Source organism: Mycobacterium sp. 1482292.6, assembly GCF_001672995.1.
Lineage (GTDB): Bacteria > Actinomycetota > Actinomycetes > Mycobacteriales > Mycobacteriaceae > Mycobacterium > Mycobacterium europaeum_A.
In genome coordinates, this window is sequence record NZ_LZKV01000033.1 from 60,129 (window position 1) to 76,426 (window position 16,298).

Consider the following 16,298-nt stretch of genomic DNA (forward strand, 5'->3'; position numbering starts at 1 on the left):
ATCGCCGCTACTCGTCTTCGTCGGATCCGTTGGCATCGCTGCCGCCGCGGATCAGCGCCAGCGTTCCGGCCAGTTCGTCGGGCTTGATCAGCACCTCACGCGCCTTGGAGCCCTCCGACGGCCCGACGATCCCGCGGGTCTCCATCAGGTCCATCAGCCGGCCGGCCTTGGCGAAGCCGACGCGCAGCTTGCGCTGCAGCATCGACGTCGAACCGAACTGGCTGGACACCACCAGCTCGACTGCCTGCAGGAACACGTCCATGTCGTCGCCGATGTCGGGGTCGACGTCGGTGCGTTCGCCGGTGGGCTTGGCGGCGGTGACGCCCTCGGTGTACTCCGGTTCGGCCTGGTCCTTGCAGGCGGTGACGACGGCGTGGATCTCCTCGTCGGTGATGTATGCGCCCTGCAGCCGGATCGGCTTGCCCGCGCCCATCGGCAGGAACAGGCCGTCGCCCATGCCGATCAGCTTTTCCGCGCCTGCTTGGTCCAGGATGACGCGGCTGTCGGTCAGCGACGACGTCGCAAACGCCAGCCGCGACGGCACGTTGGTCTTGATCAGCCCGGTGACCACGTCCACCGACGGCCGCTGGGTGGCCAGCACCAGGTGAATGCCGGCGGCGCGGGCCTTCTGGGTGATCCGCACGATGGCGTCCTCGACGTCGCGCGGGGCGGTCATCATCAGGTCGGCCAGCTCGTCGACGATCGCCACCACATACGGGTAGGGCCGGTACTCGCGCTGACTGCCCAGCGGCGCGGTGATTGCGCCGGAGCGCACCTTCTCGTTGAAGTCGTCGATGTGGCGCACCCGGGAGGCCTGCATGTCCTGGTAGCGCTGCTCCATCTCCTCGACCAGCCACGCCAGCGCGGCCGCCGCCTTCTTGGGCTGGGTGATGATCGGAGTGATCAGGTGCGGAATGCCTTCGTAAGGCGTGAGTTCCACCATCTTCGGGTCGATCAGGATCATCCTGACCTCCTCGGGGGTGGCCCGGGCCAGCAGCGAGATCAGCATCGAGTTGACGAAGCTGGACTTACCGGATCCCGTGGAACCGGCGACCAGCAGGTGCGGCATCTTGGCCAGGTTGGCCGAGATGAAGTCGCCCTCGATGTCCTTGCCCAGCCCGATCACCAGCGGGTGGTGGTCGCGCCGGGTCGACGGCGCGGTGAGCACGTCGGCCAGCCGCACCATCTCTCGGTCGGTGTTGGGCACCTCGATGCCGACCGCGGACTTGCCCGGGATCGGGGCCAGCATGCGCACGCTCTCGGTGGCCACCGCATAGGCGATGTTCTTCTGCAGCGCGGTGATCTTCTCGACCTTCACGCCCGGCCCCAGCTCGACCTCGTAGCGGGTGACGGTCGGTCCGCGGGTGCAGCCGGTGACGGCGGCGTCCACCTTGAACTGGGTCAGCACCTCGGTGATGGCGTCGGCCATGACGTTGTTGGCGGCGCTGCGCTTCTTGGGTGGGTCCCCGGCGACCAGCAGGTTCAGCGAGGGCAGCGTGTAGGGGCCCTCGACGACCCGGTCCAGCTCGACGGTGTCGTGCTTGTCCGCCGACCGCCCGCGCTTGCGGCCCCGCGACGAGGGCTGGACCGCGGGCTCGGGCACGGTGGGAATGTCGTCCTGCAGCGCGGCCTGGGCGTCGTCGTCGGGTGACCAGGCCGGCGGCGGCGCCTCGTCGGGGACGGCAGGCGCCTCGTCGTGGTAGTCGTCGCGGTCCGCCGCGGCAGCGTCCTTAAAGTCGTCGAACTCGTCGGCGTAGTCGTACGGCTCGTCGTCGTAGTCCTCGTCGACGAACCGGGTGTGGAACAGCTTGCGCATCACCACGGGCACCTCGCGGATCGTGGTGCCGGTCAGCAGCAGCAGGCCGAACATGAAGCCGATGAACAACAGCGGCGCCGCGATCCACGGGGTGAGCCCGTCCGAGAGCGGCCCGCCGATGGCGAAGCCGATGAAACCGGCCGCGCGGCGGCGCGCTTCGGGGTCGCCCGGCGAACCGGACCACAGGTGGCGCAACCCGAGCACCGACAGGGCGATCAGGCTGGCGCCCAGGATCAGCCGGGGCCGCACGTCGGGGTTCGGCTCGGTGCGCATCAGCGTCACCGCCACCGCGGCGGTGACGACCGGCAGCGCGAGCACACCCGCGCCGATGAAGGTCCGCAGCGCCGTGTCGACCCACGTCCCGACCGGCCCGGCGGCGTGGAACCACGAACTGGCGGCCACCACCACCGAAAAGCCCAGCAGCAGCAGCGCGATGCCATCGCGGCGATGCCCCGGGTCGATGTCGTGGGCGCGCCCGATCGACCGGGCCGCGCCGCCCGTTCCCCGCGCGGCCATCATCCAGATGGCGCGCATGGCGCGACCGCAGGTCAGCCCGGCGGAAACCAGCGGGGCCTGGTTACGCCGCCTGGCGGGCTTGCCGGACTTCTTGCGGGGCGCCGCCGGGCGCGCTCCCCGGGACCGGCTGGGCCGCGATGTGGCCTTTGACCTGCTCGTTCGGCTTCCGGAGCGGGCGGCGGTCTTACTGGGCATGCCGGCAAGCGTAGTCGCAACGGCATCATCTACACCACCCGCCACACTGGTAACGGCCCGGCTTGTCCGGCATGGCCCGAATCGGCCCTCACATCGCGTGAGTAGGGTGACATCCGGTTGCGAGAAGTCGTGCTCGTCACCCACCCGGAGCGCCCAGGAGGCCATCAATGCCCGTCGTCGTCGTCGCCACCTTGACCGTCAAACCCGAGTCGGTCGACACCGTTCGCGACATCCTCAAAACCGCGGCCGTGGAGGTGCACGAGGAGCCGGGCTGCCAGCTGTATGCCGTGCACGAATCGGGCGAGACCTTCGTCTTCGTCGAGCAGTGGGCCGACGCCGAGGCGCTCAAGGCGCACAGCACCGCCCCGGCGGTCACCAAGATGTTCACCGCGGCCGGCGAGCACCTGGACGGGGCGCCCGACATCAAGATGCTGCAACCGGTCCCGGCGGGCGATCCGGCCAAAGGACAGTTGCGGCCCTGATGGCCAGGTCGTCGGAAGGGCCCCTGACGGGCAAGGTCGCCTTCATCACCGGCGCGGCGCGCGGGCAGGGCCGCGCGCACGCGGTGCGGCTGGCCGCCGACGGCGCGGACATCATCGCCGTCGACCTGTGCGACCAGATCGCCAGCGTGCCCTACGCCCTGGCCACGCCCGAAGACCTGGCGGCCACCGTGAAGCTGGTGGAAGACACCGGCTCCCGGATCGTGGCCTCTCGTGGCGACGTCCGCGACCGCGAATCGCTGTCGGCGGCACTGCAGGCCGGCCTGGACGAGTTCGGCCGGCTGGACATCGTGGTGGCCAACGCCGGCATCGCCCCCATGCAGTCCGGCGACGACGGCTGGCACGACGTCATCAACGTCAACCTGACCGGCGTCTACCACACCATCAAGGTCGCGATACCCACGATGGTCAAGCAGGGCACCGGCGGGTCGATCGTGCTGATCAGCTCGAGCGCGGGGCTGGCCGGGGTCAGCGGCCCCGACGCCGGTTCCGTCGGCTATGCCGCCGCCAAGCACGGGGTGGTCGGGTTGATGCGGGTCTATGCGAATCTGCTTGCGGGACAGATGATTCGGGTCAACTCGATCCATCCGTCCGGGGTCGAGACGCCGATGATCAACAACGAGTTCACCCGCGAGTGGCTGGCGAAGATGGCCGCCGCGACCGACACGCCGGGCGCCATGGGCAACGCCATGCCGGTGGAGGTGCTCGACGTCGAGGACGTCGCCAACGCGGTGGCGTGGCTGGTGTCCGACCAGGCTCGCTACATCACCGGCGTGACCCTGCCCGTCGACGCGGGATTCCTGAACAAGTAGCCGCCATGGCCCGAAACCTGGTTGCGCAGACGGCATTTGGTCCGATGGTGCTGGCCGCCGTCGAGCAGAACGAGGCGCCCGGCCGCCGCCTGGTCGACGACGACTTCGCGGAGCTGTTCTTGCCCGCCCCGCTGCGGTGGCTGGTCGGAGCCACCCGGTTCGCCCCGGTGCGCCGGGCGCTGATCCGCGGCTCGGAGTTCACCGGTCCGGGCTTGTGGGCAAACCTGGCCTGCCGCAAGCGTTTTATCGCCGACAAGCTCAAGGAGTCGCTCGACGACATCAACGCCGTCGTCATCCTCGGCGCGGGCCTGGACACCCGCGCCTACCTGCTGACGCGGCGGGTCCGCATCCCGGTGTTCGAGGTCGATCTGCCGGTGAACGTCGCGCGCAAGTTCAAGACGGTCCGCCGGGTGCTCGGCGAGCTGCCGCTGTCGGTTCGGTTGGTGGCGTTGAACCTCGAGCATGACGACCTGCTCACCGCGCTGGCCGAGCACGGTTATCGCACCGACTACCGGGTGTTCTTCATCTGCGAGGGCGTCACCCAGTACCTCACCGAGGCGACCGTGCGGCGCACCCTGGACGGGCTGCGAGCGACCGCGCCCGGCAGCCGGTTGGTGTTCACCTATGTGCGTAGGGATTTCATCGACGGCACCAACCGGTATGGCACCCGCACCCTGTACCGCACCGTGCGCCAGCGGCGGCAACTGTGGCATTTCGGTCTGCAGCCCGACGAGGTGGCCGCGTTCCTCGGCGAATACGGCTGGCGGCTGGTGGAGCAGGCCGGTCCCGACGAGCTCGTGCAGCGCTACGTCGAGCCCACCGGCCGCAAACTCAAGGCCTCGCAACTGGAGTGGTCGGCCTACGCCGAGAAGATCTGAGTGCAGCGTCCCTGCGCGACACTTAAACGTCTGCGACGACACGCCGGTCATCACCGCAATGAGTTAAGTTTCGCGGCCCAGACGCCGAGTTCAGACCTCGATGACGGTCGGCACGATCATCGGCTGGCGGCGGTAGGTCTCGCCCACCCACTTGCCGACGGTGCGCCGCACGCCCTGAGCGATGCGGCCCGGATCGGTGATGTTCTCGGCCGCAAGCGCTTCCAGTTCGGCCTCGACCCGGCGCACGGCGGGTTCGAGCGCCTTGGGGTCCTCGGAGAATCCGCGCGATTGCAGGTGCGGCGGGGCGACCGGGCGACCGGTGCCGCGGGTGACGATGACGGTCACCGCCACGAAGCCCGACGACAGGATGAGCCGCTCGCCCAGGGTGATGTCGCCGACGTCGCCGTTGATCAGGCCGTCGACGAACATCTTGCCCACCGGCACCGCGCCGGCGATGGAGGCCTTGCCCGCCACCAGGTCGACGCTCACGCCGTTCTCGGCCAGCAGGATCGACTCCTCCGGCACGCCGGTGCGGGCCGCGAGTTTGGAGTTGGCGCGCAGCATGCGCCAGGTCCCGTGCACGGGCATGACGTGGCGCGGCCGAATCCCGTTGTACAGGAACAGCAATTCCCCGGCGTAGGCGTGCCCCGAAACATGCACGCGCGCTTGGGCATTGGTGACGACGCGGGCACCGATCTTGGCGAGCTCGTCGATGACGCCGTAGACCGCCTCCTCGTTGCCCGGGATCAGCGACGACGCCAGCACCACCAGGTCACCGGCGGTCAGGGTGATGCTGCGGTGCTCGCCGCGCGACATCCGCGACAACGCCGACATCGGTTCGCCCTGCGTGCCGGTGGTGATCAGCACCACCTGCTCGGGCGGCATCATCTCGGCGGCGCCGATGTCGATCACGTCCGAGTCGGCCACCCGCAGGAACCCGAGTTCGCGGGCGATGCCCATGTTGCGCACCATGGATCGGCCGACGAACGAGACCCGCCGGCCCAATGCGACTGCGGCGTCGATGATTTGCTGCACGCGGTCGACGTTGGAGGCAAAGCATGCCACGATGACGCGGCCGTCGGCGCCACGGATCAGCCGGTGCAGCGTCGGGCCCACTTCGCTTTCCGACGGGCCGACGCCCGGGTGCTCGGCATTGGTCGAATCACACAGGAACAGGTCCACCCCGGCGTCACCGAGCCGGGACATGCCGGGCAGGTCGGTGGGGCGGCCGTCCAGGGGAAGCTGGTCGAGCTTGATGTCACCGGTGTGCAGGACGGTTCCGGCACCGGTGTGTACGGCGATCGCCAGCGCGTCGGGGATGGAGTGGTTGACGGCGAAGTACTGGCATTCGAATACGCCGTGACTGCTCTTCTGGCCCTCGGCCACCTCGACGAACACCGGCTTGAGGCGATGCTCGCGGCATTTCGCCGCGACCAGCGCCAGCGTGAACTTCGAACCGACGACCGGGATGTCGGGGCGCAGCTTGAGCAGGAAGGGAATGCCGCCGATGTGGTCCTCGTGGGCGTGGGTGAGCACCAGCGCCTCGATGTCGTCGAGCCGGTCTTCGATGTGGCGCAGATCCGGCAGGATCAGATCGACCCCGGGCTCGTCGTGGGTGGGGAACATCACCCCGCAGTCGATGATCAGCAGCCGACCCAAATGCTCGAAAACCGTCATGTTGCGGCCGATTTCGCTGATGCCGCCAAGAGCGGTGACCCGCAACCCTCCCGTGGCCAAGGGGCCTGGCGGGGCGAGGTCTACATCCACTTCTCGGAAACTCCTCGGGTCACCGCAGCACTGACGCCGCACGCATATGGGCGGCCAACGCCTCGAGTTGTTCTGGCGTGGCGGGCATTTGGGGCAACCGCGGATCGCCGACGTCGATGCCCTGCAGGCGCAGGCCGGCCTTGGACATGGTCACCCCGCCCAGCCGGGCCATCGCGTCGCACAGCGGGGCGACGGTGGCGTTGATCTTGCGGGCGGTGGCGATGTCCCCGGAGCTGAAGGCGGACAACATCTCCCGCAGCTGCCCCGCGGCCACGTGCGAGATCACGCTGATGAAGCCGGTCGCACCCATGGCCAGCCACGGCAGGTTCAGCGCGTCGTCGCCGGAGTAGTAGGCCAGGCCCGTCTCGGCGATGATCTGTCCCCCGCTGTGCAGGTCGGCCTTCGCGTCCTTGATCCCGACGATGTTCGGGTGGGCGGCCAGCGCGCGGATGGTGTCGGGCTGGATCGGTATCACCGACCGCGGCGGGATGTCGTAGAGCAGCACCGGCAGGTCGGTCGCGTCGGCGACGGTGGTGAAGTGGGCGATCAGCCCGCTCTGCGGCGGCTTGGAGTAGTACGGCGTGACCACCAGCAGCCCGTGGGCGCCCTCGGCCGCGCAGGCCTTGGCCAGCCGGACGCTGTGGGCGGTGTCGTAGGTGCCGGCGCCGGCGATGACGCGGGCCCGGTCGCCGACGGCGTCCAGCACGACGCGCAGCAGCTCTCGCTTCTCGTCGTCGGTGGTGGTCGGGGACTCGCCGGTGGTGCCGGAGATCACCAGGCCGTCGCAGCCCGCGTCGATCAGGTGATTGGCCAGCTGGGCGGCCGCGGCGGTGTCGACGGAGCCGTCGGGCCGAAACGGTGTGACCATCGCGGTCAGCACGGTTCCCAGCCGCGCTGGGGCGTCGAATCCGGCGGTGCTCACGGTGTTCAGGTTACCTGGCCCCAGCAAGGTATTTAGCACCCGCGTAGACGCGCCGTCGCGCGACTTCGCGTCAGGCTTCGGTCGCCAGCGGGCTGGTCGCGACCTCCGTGCCGTCGGCCAGGGTGGAGATCTCGAAGTCGGCGAACACCGCGGGCGCCACGCCCGAGAGCTGGCGCAGGCATTCGATGGCCAGCCGGCGGATTTCCACGTCGGCGTGCTCGCTGGCGCGCATCGCGATGAAGTGGCGCCACGCCCGGTAGTTGCCGGTCACCACGATGCGGGTCTCGGTTGCGTTGGGCAGCACGGCGCGGGCGGCCTGGCGGGCCTGCTTGCGACGCAAGACGGCGCTGGGTTGATCGGCGAACTTGGCTTCCAGTTTGGTCAGCAGCTCGGTGTAGGTGGCACGGCTGGCGTCGGCGGCCGCGGCCAGGATCTGCTGCAGTTCCGGGTCGTCCTGCAGTCCCGGGGGCACGACCACGTGCGAGTCCTTCTCGGGGACGTAGCGCTGCGACAGCTGCGAATACGAGAAGTGCCGATGCCGGATCAGCTCGTGGGTGCACGATCGGGAGATGCCGGTGATGTAGAACGACACGCTCGCGTGCTCGAGCACCGAAAAGTGCCCGACGTCGATGATGTGTTTGATGTAGCCGGCGTTGGTCGCGGTCTTGGGGTTGGGCTTCGACCAGCTCTGGTAGCAGGCCCGGCCCGCGAACTCGACCAGCGCGGGACCGCCGTCGGCGTCGGTGTCCCATGGCACGTCCGGGGGCGCCAAGAAGTCGGTCTTGGCGATCAGTTGCACGCGCAGCGGCGCGATCTCGGCCACGGCGCTCACCTTAGCCGGGCGACGATGCGCGCCACGGAGTGGCGCGAGGAGACCCGCACCTTCCCGCAGACCAGCAACGGCAGCAGCGCATCGCGCAAGGCCGACAACCGCGCGCTCTCGGCGCGCCCGGCGTGACACAGCGCACCCAGATCGCTGATCGTCCGCAACGCCGCCGGGCTCAGCAGGCGCACGTCGGGGACCGACACGTCCAGCAGGTCGCCGGGCCGGATCCGTTGATGGCTGCCCGAGGTCCCCGCGGCCCGCCGCTGCAGCCGCAGTGAGACGTCCGGCTGCCGCAGCGCCGACCACAGCGCCGAGGAATCGCAGCCCTGTGGGTGCAGCACCACGAACTCGGTGCTGGCCACCGCCATGTGCGACGGCAGGCTCGGCACGTTCCAGATCCGCGGGATCCTCGGGTTCAGCTTGGCGAACAACACACAGGGCTCCGTCAGGAGCAGCTTGGCGCTGCGCACCGCCGCGGCGTCGACCAGGCGGGGTCTCGCGCCGTCGTCGAACGCCGGAAGGCTGAAGTGGGCGAGGCGCTCGTCGAATTCGCTGACGTGGCAGATCACCGTCGACCGGCTCGCCAAACTGGACAGCCGCACCCGACCCGGCGCCGCTTCGGCGAGGGCGATCATCAGGCGTTCGGCCGCCCCGGTCACCCGGTCGTTGGCGGCGATCTTGTCGTCGAGGGCGCCCAGCACCTCCGCGATCCGACGCCGTTCGCCCGCGGCGACCGTCGGCACCGACACGTCGTTCAGGATCCTCTGGTTGAGCAGGGCCTGCCCCGACCCGGATCGGTGGTCGGCCAGCCGGCAGGTGTGCAGGGCGTAGTACCAATACCGGGTCTCTCGGGGGTCCTTGGCGCGGCACACCAGCGCGTTCTCGGTGACCCAGACATCGGAGTCGCAGTAGCGCAGGCTGCCGCAGTACGACCCGACGCGGCCCAGCACGATCACGGGCCCGCTGGCGTTGTGCTCGGCGGCGTAACCGATCGCGCCGTTGGCCCCATAGATGGGGACCCCGCCGCCGGACGCCCGCCGGGGCGCGCTGCTTCCGCTGCGAAAATCGAGGTGATCGCCCAGGACGGTGTTCACCGCAGCCGCTCCACCTGACGGCGCACCGCTTGGTCCGCGCGCGCCGATTCGTCCAGCGCGGCCAGCAGCTCGCCGGTCAATCGCGCGATCTTGTCGGCGGCCGGCTCGCCGTCATCCGGCACGGCCGGCGCATCCACATAGCGCCCGGGGGTCAGCGGGTAGCCCGCCGCCCTGATGTCGTCCACCGGCACGGACCGACAGAATCCCGGAACATCCTCATACGCAAGGCCTTTGGCGAGGGCCGACGCCGCGCCGGACCACCCGTGGTAGGCATCGGCGATCCGGACGATCTCGTCGCGGGTCAGTGCGCGCTCGGCGCGATCCACCAGCTGGCCCATGCCCCGCGCGTCGACGAACAGCACCTGCCCGGATCGGTGCGCCTTGTCCATGGCGAAGAACCACAGGCACACCGGTATCGCGGTGCTGCGGAACAGTTGCGCGGGCAATGCGACCACACACGACACCAAATCCGCCTCGACGATGCGGGCCCGAATGTCGCCCTCCCCCATGGCGTTCGACGACATCGAACCGTTGGCCATCACCACACCGGCCGTGCCGCCGGGCGCCAGCTTGGACAGGATGTGTTGGATCCAGGCGTAATTCGCGTTGGTGGCGGGCGGAACGCCGAAGCGCCAGCGCGGGTCCTTCTCGTCGCGGGCCCAATCCTTGATGTTGAACGGCGGATTGGCCATCACGTAGTCCATCTGCACGCCGGCGTGCAGGTCGGTGACGAACGTGTCGGCGCACCGGGCGCCCAGATCTGAGCCGTCGATGCCGTGCACGGCGAGGTTCAGTTTCGCCATCCGCCACGTCTGCTCGACGCTTTCCTGGCCGTAGACGGTGACGTTCGCGGGGTCACCGTCGCGTTCGGCGACGAAGTGCTCGGTCTGCACGAACATCCCGCCCGAGCCGCAGCACGGGTCATACACCCGCCCGCCGGTCGGTTCGAGCACCTCGACTAGCAGCCGCACGACGCTGGGCGGGGTGAAGAATTCGCCGCCCCGCCGCCCTTCCGCGCGCGCGAAATTGCCCAGGAAGTACTCGTAGACCTCGCCCATCAGGTCGCCGGCCCGGCCGTCGCGGTCACCGATCCGGGCGCCGTCGAGCACGGTCACCAGCTCACCGAGGCGACGCCGGTCGAGGTTGCCGTACAGCCGGGGCAGCATCCCGGCCAGCGCCGGTGTCGCCGTCATCACGGCGTCCATCGCCTCATCGGCTAGCCGGCCGATGCCTTCGGAGGTTACGTTGTCCGCCAACACTTTCCAGTGTGAGGCGGAGGCATGCTTCAGGAACACCAGCCCCAGGATCACGTCCTTGTACTGGCCGGCCGACAGGGAGCCGCGCAGCTTCTCGGCCGCCTTCCACAGTGTGGCGTTGAGTTCCCTGGACGTCGACGCCGCCATCAGCCGGCCCGCTTGGCCGCCGCGCGCAGGTCACCGGACAGATCACCGTTCCCGGCGACACTGAATCCACCCAGGCCCAGCCAGGCCGCCATGGACTGCAGTTCACCGGCCAGCGCCGCAGCGACGCGATCCCTGGGCGCATCCGGTTCCCCGAACGCGCCGAGGACCCGCAGTGTGCCGGCGGCGCGGTCGGCCTTGAGGTCGACGCGCGCCACCAGTCGCCCGTCCATGAGCAGCGGCCACACGTAATAGCCGTACTGCCGCTTGGCGGCCGGCGTGTAAATCTCTATGCGGTAATGGAATTCGAACAGGCGCTCGACGCGCGGACGGAAGAAGATCAGCGGGTCGAACGGACACAGCAGCGCGGTGCCGCGGTCGGTGCGGGGCACCGCGCGGCCCGCCCGCAGATAGGCCGGCGCCGACCAGCCGTCGACGTCGACGGGCTCGAGGTCACCGGTGGCCACCAGCGCGGCGATCGCCGGCTTGACCTGGGCGGCCGACAGCCGGAAGTAGTCGCGGATATCGGCCTCGGTGCCCACGCCCAGCGCGGTGGCGGCCCGCAGCGTGAGCTCGCGGATCGCCTCGTCGTCGTCGACCTCGCGGGCCAGCACGCGGGCCGGCAACACCCGCTCCACCAGGTCGTAGTGGCGGGCGAAGCCCACCCGCGTGGCGGTGGTGAGCACCCCGGCGGAGAACAGGGCCTCGGCCACCCATTTGGTGTCGCTGCGGTTGCCCCACCAGCTTCCTTTGGGCCCACGCGGTCCGGCCTCGAGGTGGGCCTCGATCTGTCCGGCGGTGCTCGGTCCGAGCTCGGCGACGGCGGCGACGATCTTGTCGGCGAGTTGCGGGTTGGCCTTGACGATGTGGGTGCCCCAGCGGCCGTGGGAGTACTGGCGCATCCGCCAGCGCAACAGCGGCCAGTCCTCGACGGCCATCAGCGCGGCCTCGTGGACCCAGTATTCGGCCAGCAGCCGTGCGGACCGCGGGCCCCAGGCGGCGCGGTCGAGCACGTCGCGGTCGTAGGGGCCGAGCCGGCTGAACACCGGGGCGTAATGCGCCCGCACCGCTACCGAGACCGAATCCAGTTGCAGCACTTGGATTCTGGAGATCAGCCGCTTCAGGTGCGCCCGGGTGATCTCACCGCCGGGCCGGGGCTCGGTAAAACCTTGGGCTGCAACGGCTATCCGGCGGGCTTGGTCGGCCGATAGCCTGCGGGTTGGCACGGCGCAGAGAATACCTCTTGGGTGCGACAACCCCGGCAGGCCACGCCAGCGCGACTCAGCCCGCGCGGACCTTGCGGTCCAGCGGTTTCAGCACGGCCTCGTCGCCCGAGTCGTTTTGTTCGGCGTAGGCCGCCTCGAGGGCCTTCGGCACCTCGTCGAGGTCGTGGTAGACGCCCATCAGCTGCTCGAGGATCTTGATGCGCCGCGCCGTCGCCTCGTCCACCGCGCGCTGCGCCTTCTCCCGGTAATGGTCGGCGCCCTTCTTCGCGTCGCCGAGCAGCTGCTCGCACTCGCGTTCGGCCTCCTGGCGCGCCTTCTTGATCGCCGATTCGGTCTCGGCGCGCATCTCGGCCAGTTCCGCGTCGAGCCGCTCCTTGGTCTCCGCGTACTCGGCTTCCAGGGCTTTTTGCTGCGCGGCCATGTCGGCCAGCACCTCGTCGCGCTTTCGTTCCGCGGCTTCAGCCTCGGCCTCGGCCGCCGCGATCACCGCATCCGCTTCGGCGCGCGCCTCGGCCTGCATCTCGGCCACCTCGTCGACCGCGCGGCTCAGCATTTTCGCCATCCGCTGCTGCACCGCGTGGGGCGAGGGCGAGGTATCCGTGAGCACGGCCACCTCTTTGCGCAGCGCGGCCGTCTGATCGGCGGATTCCTGCAGCCGGGCCCGGAGGCTCTCGACGTCGTCAAGCAGCAGTTGCTGCTTGGTGGTCAGCATCTCGATGTGGGCATCAACCGCGGCGGTGTCGTAGCCCATGAATTTTCGAGAGAACGTCTTCACGGGTTCGGTTATCACTGCCAATTCCCCCTTCTCTCTTCGAACGCCTGGTTGACCCTGTGCGACCGACCCCCGCGTCCGAGTATGTCAGGTCAGCCCGGGGGCGCGCCCGGGTGCGCGGCGGGCCGCCGGTAGCTGTGGAAGCGATACCGCAGCCCCGAGCGGCTGGCCTGCCACTCCCCCGTTTCACCGACCCAGGTGTCGTCCAGCGTCGGCGCCAGGGCGTCGTCGTCATCGCGGCGCAAATCGATTTCGATCTCGGTGACCTCGCAGCGGGCGGCGTGCGGCAGCGCCAGCAAATAGATCTGCTCGCCGCCGATGACCCAGGTCCGCGGATCGCCCTCGGCTTGGGCCAGCGCCGCCTCCAGGGATCCGACCACCTGCGCCCCGTCGGCGACGAAGCCGGTGTCGCGGGATAGCACGACGTTGCGGCGCCCGGGCAGGGGGCGCACCCTCGCCGGTAACGACTCCCACGTCCGCCGGCCCATGATCACCGGGTGACCCATGGTCACCTCTTTGAACCGCAACAGATCTTCCGGCACGTTCCAGGGGATGTCACCACCGCGCCCGATCACGCCGGAGCTCGACTGAGCCCACACCAGGCCCACCTCGGTCATGCGGCGGTCATACGGCGACGGGGGCTTTGATCGCCGGGTGCGGGTCGTAGTTCTGCACGACGACGTCCTCGTAGACGTAGTCGAAGATCGAGTCCCGTTGCGCCAGAACGAGTTCCGGGTACGGCCGGGGATCGCGGCTCAGCTGCAGGCGCACCTGTTCGACATGGTTGTCGTAGATGTGGCAGTCCCCACCCGTCCACACGAACTCGCCGACGGCCAGGCCGGCCTGGGCGGCCATCATGTGCGTCAGCAGCGCGTAGCTGGCGATGTTGAACGGCACGCCCAAGAACAGGTCGGCGCTGCGCTGGTAGAGCTGGCAGCTCAGCCGCCCGTCGGCCACGTAGAACTGGAAGAACGCGTGACACGGCGGCAGCGCCATCTGCGGGATCTGGCCGACGTTCCACGCCGACACGATGATGCGCCGCGAGTCGGGGTCGGTGCGCAGCAGCTCGAGGGCGGCGCTGATCTGGTCGATGTGCTCGCCCGAAGGCGTCGGCCAGGATCGCCACTGCACGCCGTAGATCGGCCCGAGATCGCCTGTGTCGCTTGCCCATTCGTCCCAGATGGTGACCCCGTGCTGGTGCAGCCAGCCGACGTTGGAGTCGCCGCGCAAAAACCACAGCAGCTCGTAGATCACCGATTTCAGGTGCACCTTCTTGGTGGTGAGCAGCGGGAAGCCGGCCGAGAGGTCATAGCGCAGCTGCTGACCGAACAGGCTGCGGGTCCCGGTGCCGGTCCGGTCGGATTTGGCCGTTCCCTGCTCGAGCACCCGGCGAAGCAGGTCCTCGTAGGGAGTCGGGATCGGCACGCCGTCAGAATAGCGGCGATCGCGAGCGCGGCGAAGCCGGGCGCGGCGGGTCGACGCGGATGTTTGGCGGCGATCGCGAGCGCGGCGAAGCCGGGCGCGGCGGGTCGACGCGGATGTTTCGCCTCTAGGCCCGCGGAGTAGAACGGGTGCCATGCCGAACATCATCGACGTCGTCACCACACCCGATGGCACCTGCACGGTGCACCTGTTCACCCCCGACGGCCCCGAATCGCAAGTCCCCTGGCCCGGGGTGGTCATGTATCCCGACGCCGGCGGCGTGCGTGACACCTTCGAGCAGATGGCCGCCAAGCTGGCCGGGTTCGGTTACGCCGTGCTGCTGCCGGATGTCTACTACCGCACCCCGGACTGGGCGCCGTTCGACATGGCGACGGTCTTCACCGACAAGAAGGAACGCGGGCGCCTGTTCTCGATGATCGGCAGCGTCACCCCGGACCGGATGGCCGCCGACGCGACCGCGTTCTTCGACTACCTGGCCGCCCGCCCCGAGGTGCTCGGCGAGCGGTTCGGGGTGTGCGGCTACTGCATGGGCGGCCGGACGTCGCTCATGGTGGCCGGCCGGGTGCCCGACCGGGTGGCCGCCGCGGCGTCCTTCCACGGCGGCGGCCTGGTGACCGACACCGAGGACAGCCCACACCTGCTCGCCGACCGGATGACCGCCACGGTGTACGTGGGCGGCGCCCAGAACGACGCGTCGTTCACCGCCGATCACGCCGAGCAACTCGACAAGGCGCTGACGGCGGCCGGCGTCGAGCACACGATCGAGTGGTATTCGGCCGGCCACGGATTCGCGGTCCCGGACAACGGGCCCTATGACGCCGCCGCAGCCGAGCGGCATTGGGACGCGATGACGCAGGTGTTCGCCTCGGCGCTACCGCGTTAGCGCCGCCCGCAGCACGGTCGCGGCCACGGCCGCCCCGTCCGTGCGGATCGTCGCCGCCACGGAGCGCGCCCGCTCGCGGGTCCGCTCGGTCAGCACCGCCTTGAGCGCGGCCGACAGCGACTCGGTGGTCGGGGCCGGACCGTCGTGGGCGGCGCCGATGGCCAGGTCGCGCACCCGGCCCGCCCAGTAGGGCTGATCGGCCCCCTGCGGCACCACCACCTGCGGCGCGCCGGCCCGGGCGGCCGTCGTGGTGGTTCCCGCCCCGCCGTGGTGTACAACGGCGGCGACCCGGGTGAACAGCGCCTGGTGGTTGACGTCGCCGACGCCCAGGCAATCGGCCCCGTCATCGATCGGGGTCAGCTCCGCCCAGCCGCGGGACACCAGGACGCGGTGGCCCTGCGCGCGGATCGCGTCGATGGCGACCCCGGCGACGTCGTGGGAGGCGCGCATGGGCATGCTGCCGAAGCCCACATAGACCGGCGGCGTTCCCGCGTCCAGGAACGCCACCAGTTCGGCCGGCAGGGGCCGTTCGTCGGGCAGCAGCCACGCGCCGGTCTGGACCACGTCGAGGTCGCTGGGCTGGCGCCAGGGATCCAGGATCGGGTCCGTCGCCAGCCAGGGCGATTCAGTCAGCGCGTAGTCGCGCAGGTTGTCCAGCGGCGCCAGCCCGATGGCGGTCCGGTGAGCGTTGAGCGTCGCGCCGAACAGCTCCTGCATGTGCCGGCCATCCAGTTGCCACAGCACCCGGTTCTCGACCATGCCCGGGGGGAAGGGCCCGTTCGCGTAGGCGGGCGGCGGGTGGTGCGGCGACGGCAGGATGGTGGGCTGGTAGGTGACATAGACGTAGTGGATGCCCAGCCGTTCGGCCACCGAGCGGGCGGCGGCCGCAGCCGGCGGGAAACCGGCCACCACCAGCGCGTCGCACCCTTCGGCCGCGGCGGCCACGGTGTCGAACTGCACGGCGATCAGCGCGTCCAGGTGCCGGCGGAGGTCCTCCTCCGACGGCAGCGCCCCGGTCTTCATCGCCCGCAGCGATTCGCCGAAGGGCAGCACCGGCATGTCCACCCGGGCCAGCAGCTCGACGAATTCCGCGTCCGGCGGCGCGCTCACCCCCGCGTCGACGCCGAGCGTCCGCAGCTGCAGCGCGAGCGCGGCAAGCGGCTCGACGCCCCCGCGCGAGTCGTACGCCGACAGCAACACTCGCATCGCACCGCTCCCACTTCCACCCGGGTGGTCGCAAAACTCTAT

Annotated in this window: 15 protein-coding genes; 4 read left to right on the plus strand and 11 right to left on the minus strand. The window is 69.8% G+C overall.

What is annotated here, in order from left to right:
* Positions 1-7: 7 nt before the first annotated feature.
* Positions 8-2,692, minus strand: a complete 2,685-nt coding sequence (locus tag A5624_RS02230; protein WP_156748753.1) for a DNA translocase FtsK — start codon at positions 2,690-2,692, stop codon at positions 8-10.
* A gap of 2 nt (positions 2,693-2,694) precedes the next feature.
* Here A5624_RS02230 and A5624_RS02235 point away from each other — a divergent pair, with 2 nt between their 5' ends.
* The 3 genes from A5624_RS02235 to A5624_RS02245 are packed head-to-tail and all read left to right on the plus strand — an operon-like array spanning position 2,695 to position 4,717.
* The gene (locus A5624_RS02235) at positions 2,695-3,009 is read left to right on the plus strand and encodes a putative quinol monooxygenase (protein WP_066860802.1); all 315 of its coding nucleotides are present in this window, start codon (positions 2,695-2,697) and stop codon (positions 3,007-3,009) included.
* On the plus strand, positions 3,009-3,839 hold the full coding sequence (locus A5624_RS02240) for a mycofactocin-coupled SDR family oxidoreductase (protein ID WP_066860805.1): 831 nt from the start codon (positions 3,009-3,011) through the stop codon (positions 3,837-3,839). The genes A5624_RS02235 and A5624_RS02240 overlap by 1 nt, the downstream gene beginning before the upstream one ends.
* 5 nt (positions 3,840-3,844) lie before the next feature.
* Positions 3,845-4,717 carry an SAM-dependent methyltransferase gene (locus A5624_RS02245; RefSeq protein ID WP_082976065.1) on the plus strand — a complete coding sequence of 291 codons (873 nt, stop codon included), beginning with the start codon at positions 3,845-3,847 and terminating at the stop codon, positions 4,715-4,717.
* Between the two features lie 90 nt (positions 4,718-4,807).
* Here A5624_RS02245 and A5624_RS02250 read toward each other — a convergent pair whose 3' ends face one another.
* The 9 genes from A5624_RS02250 to A5624_RS02290 all read right to left on the minus strand — a co-directional run bounded on the left by A5624_RS02250 (position 4,808) and on the right by A5624_RS02290 (position 14,149).
* Positions 4,808-6,484: a ribonuclease J gene (locus A5624_RS02250; RefSeq protein WP_066860808.1), complete on the minus strand. Its 1,677-nt coding sequence runs from the start codon at positions 6,482-6,484 to the stop codon at positions 4,808-4,810.
* A 19-nt stretch (positions 6,485-6,503) separates the two neighbouring features.
* On the minus strand, positions 6,504-7,406 hold the full coding sequence (gene dapA / locus A5624_RS02255; RefSeq protein WP_066860811.1) for a 4-hydroxy-tetrahydrodipicolinate synthase: 903 nt from the start codon (positions 7,404-7,406) through the stop codon (positions 6,504-6,506).
* Between the two features lie 70 nt (positions 7,407-7,476).
* Positions 7,477-8,229, minus strand: coding sequence for an FAD-dependent thymidylate synthase (gene thyX, locus A5624_RS02260; protein WP_066860954.1), 753 nt, complete (start codon positions 8,227-8,229; stop codon positions 7,477-7,479).
* 5 nt (positions 8,230-8,234) lie between these two features.
* A complete protein-coding gene (locus A5624_RS02265) occupies positions 8,235-9,326 on the minus strand; it encodes a restriction endonuclease subunit S (protein ID WP_066860814.1) in 1,092 nt (363 codons plus the stop codon).
* Positions 9,323-10,729 (minus strand): type I restriction-modification system subunit M, encoded by a 1,407-nt coding sequence (locus A5624_RS02270; protein WP_066860817.1) that lies wholly within the window; start codon positions 10,727-10,729, stop codon positions 9,323-9,325. The genes A5624_RS02265 and A5624_RS02270 overlap by 4 nt, the downstream gene beginning before the upstream one ends.
* A complete protein-coding gene (locus A5624_RS02275; protein WP_066860820.1) occupies positions 10,729-11,952 on the minus strand; it encodes a winged helix-turn-helix domain-containing protein in 1,224 nt (407 codons plus the stop codon). Before A5624_RS02275 ends, A5624_RS02270 begins: the two co-directional genes overlap by 1 nt.
* A 55-nt stretch (positions 11,953-12,007) precedes the next feature.
* Positions 12,008-12,742, minus strand: a complete 735-nt coding sequence (locus A5624_RS02280; protein ID WP_066860823.1) for a cell division protein DivIVA — start codon at positions 12,740-12,742, stop codon at positions 12,008-12,010.
* A gap of 74 nt (positions 12,743-12,816) precedes the next feature.
* On the minus strand, positions 12,817-13,341 hold the full coding sequence (locus tag A5624_RS02285; protein WP_066860826.1) for a dihydrofolate reductase: 525 nt from the start codon (positions 13,339-13,341) through the stop codon (positions 12,817-12,819).
* A gap of 7 nt (positions 13,342-13,348) precedes the next feature.
* Entirely contained in the window at positions 13,349-14,149 is an 801-nt protein-coding gene (locus tag A5624_RS02290) for a thymidylate synthase (RefSeq protein WP_066860829.1), read from the minus strand.
* A gap of 151 nt (positions 14,150-14,300) precedes the next feature.
* Here A5624_RS02290 and A5624_RS02295 point away from each other — a divergent pair, with 151 nt between their 5' ends.
* Entirely contained in the window at positions 14,301-15,050 is a 750-nt protein-coding gene (locus A5624_RS02295) for a dienelactone hydrolase family protein (protein ID WP_066860832.1), read from the plus strand.
* Here the strand turns inward: A5624_RS02295 and A5624_RS02300 are convergent.
* Positions 15,039-16,256 carry a glycosyltransferase gene (locus tag A5624_RS02300; protein ID WP_066860835.1) on the minus strand — a complete coding sequence of 406 codons (1,218 nt, stop codon included), beginning with the start codon at positions 16,254-16,256 and terminating at the stop codon, positions 15,039-15,041. The two genes, A5624_RS02295 and A5624_RS02300, sit on opposite strands and share 12 nt — an antisense overlap.
* Positions 16,257-16,298 lie beyond the last annotated feature (42 nt).

What these genes read in the sequence shown, in the direction of transcription:
- A5624_RS02230 (WP_156748753.1), bottom strand. Translation starts at nt 2,692, where the DNA reads ATGGCCTCCTGGGCGCTCCGGGTGGGTGACGAGCACGACTTCTCGCAA.
- A5624_RS02235 (WP_066860802.1), top strand. Translation starts at nt 2,695, where the DNA reads ATGCCCGTCGTCGTCGTCGCCACCTTGACCGTCAAACCCGAGTCGGTC.
- A5624_RS02240 (WP_066860805.1), top strand. Translation starts at nt 3,009, where the DNA reads ATGGCCAGGTCGTCGGAAGGGCCCCTGACGGGCAAGGTCGCCTTCATC.
- A5624_RS02245 (WP_082976065.1), top strand. Translation starts at nt 3,845, where the DNA reads ATGGCCCGAAACCTGGTTGCGCAGACGGCATTTGGTCCGATGGTGCTG.
- A5624_RS02270 (WP_066860817.1), bottom strand. Translation starts at nt 10,729, where the DNA reads ATGGCGGCGTCGACGTCCAGGGAACTCAACGCCACACTGTGGAAGGCG.
- A5624_RS02285 (WP_066860826.1), bottom strand. Translation starts at nt 13,341, where the DNA reads ATGACCGAGGTGGGCCTGGTGTGGGCTCAGTCGAGCTCCGGCGTGATC.
- A5624_RS02295 (WP_066860832.1), top strand. Translation starts at nt 14,301, where the DNA reads ATGCCGAACATCATCGACGTCGTCACCACACCCGATGGCACCTGCACG.
- A5624_RS02300 (WP_066860835.1), bottom strand. Translation starts at nt 16,256, where the DNA reads ATGCGAGTGTTGCTGTCGGCGTACGACTCGCGCGGGGGCGTCGAGCCG.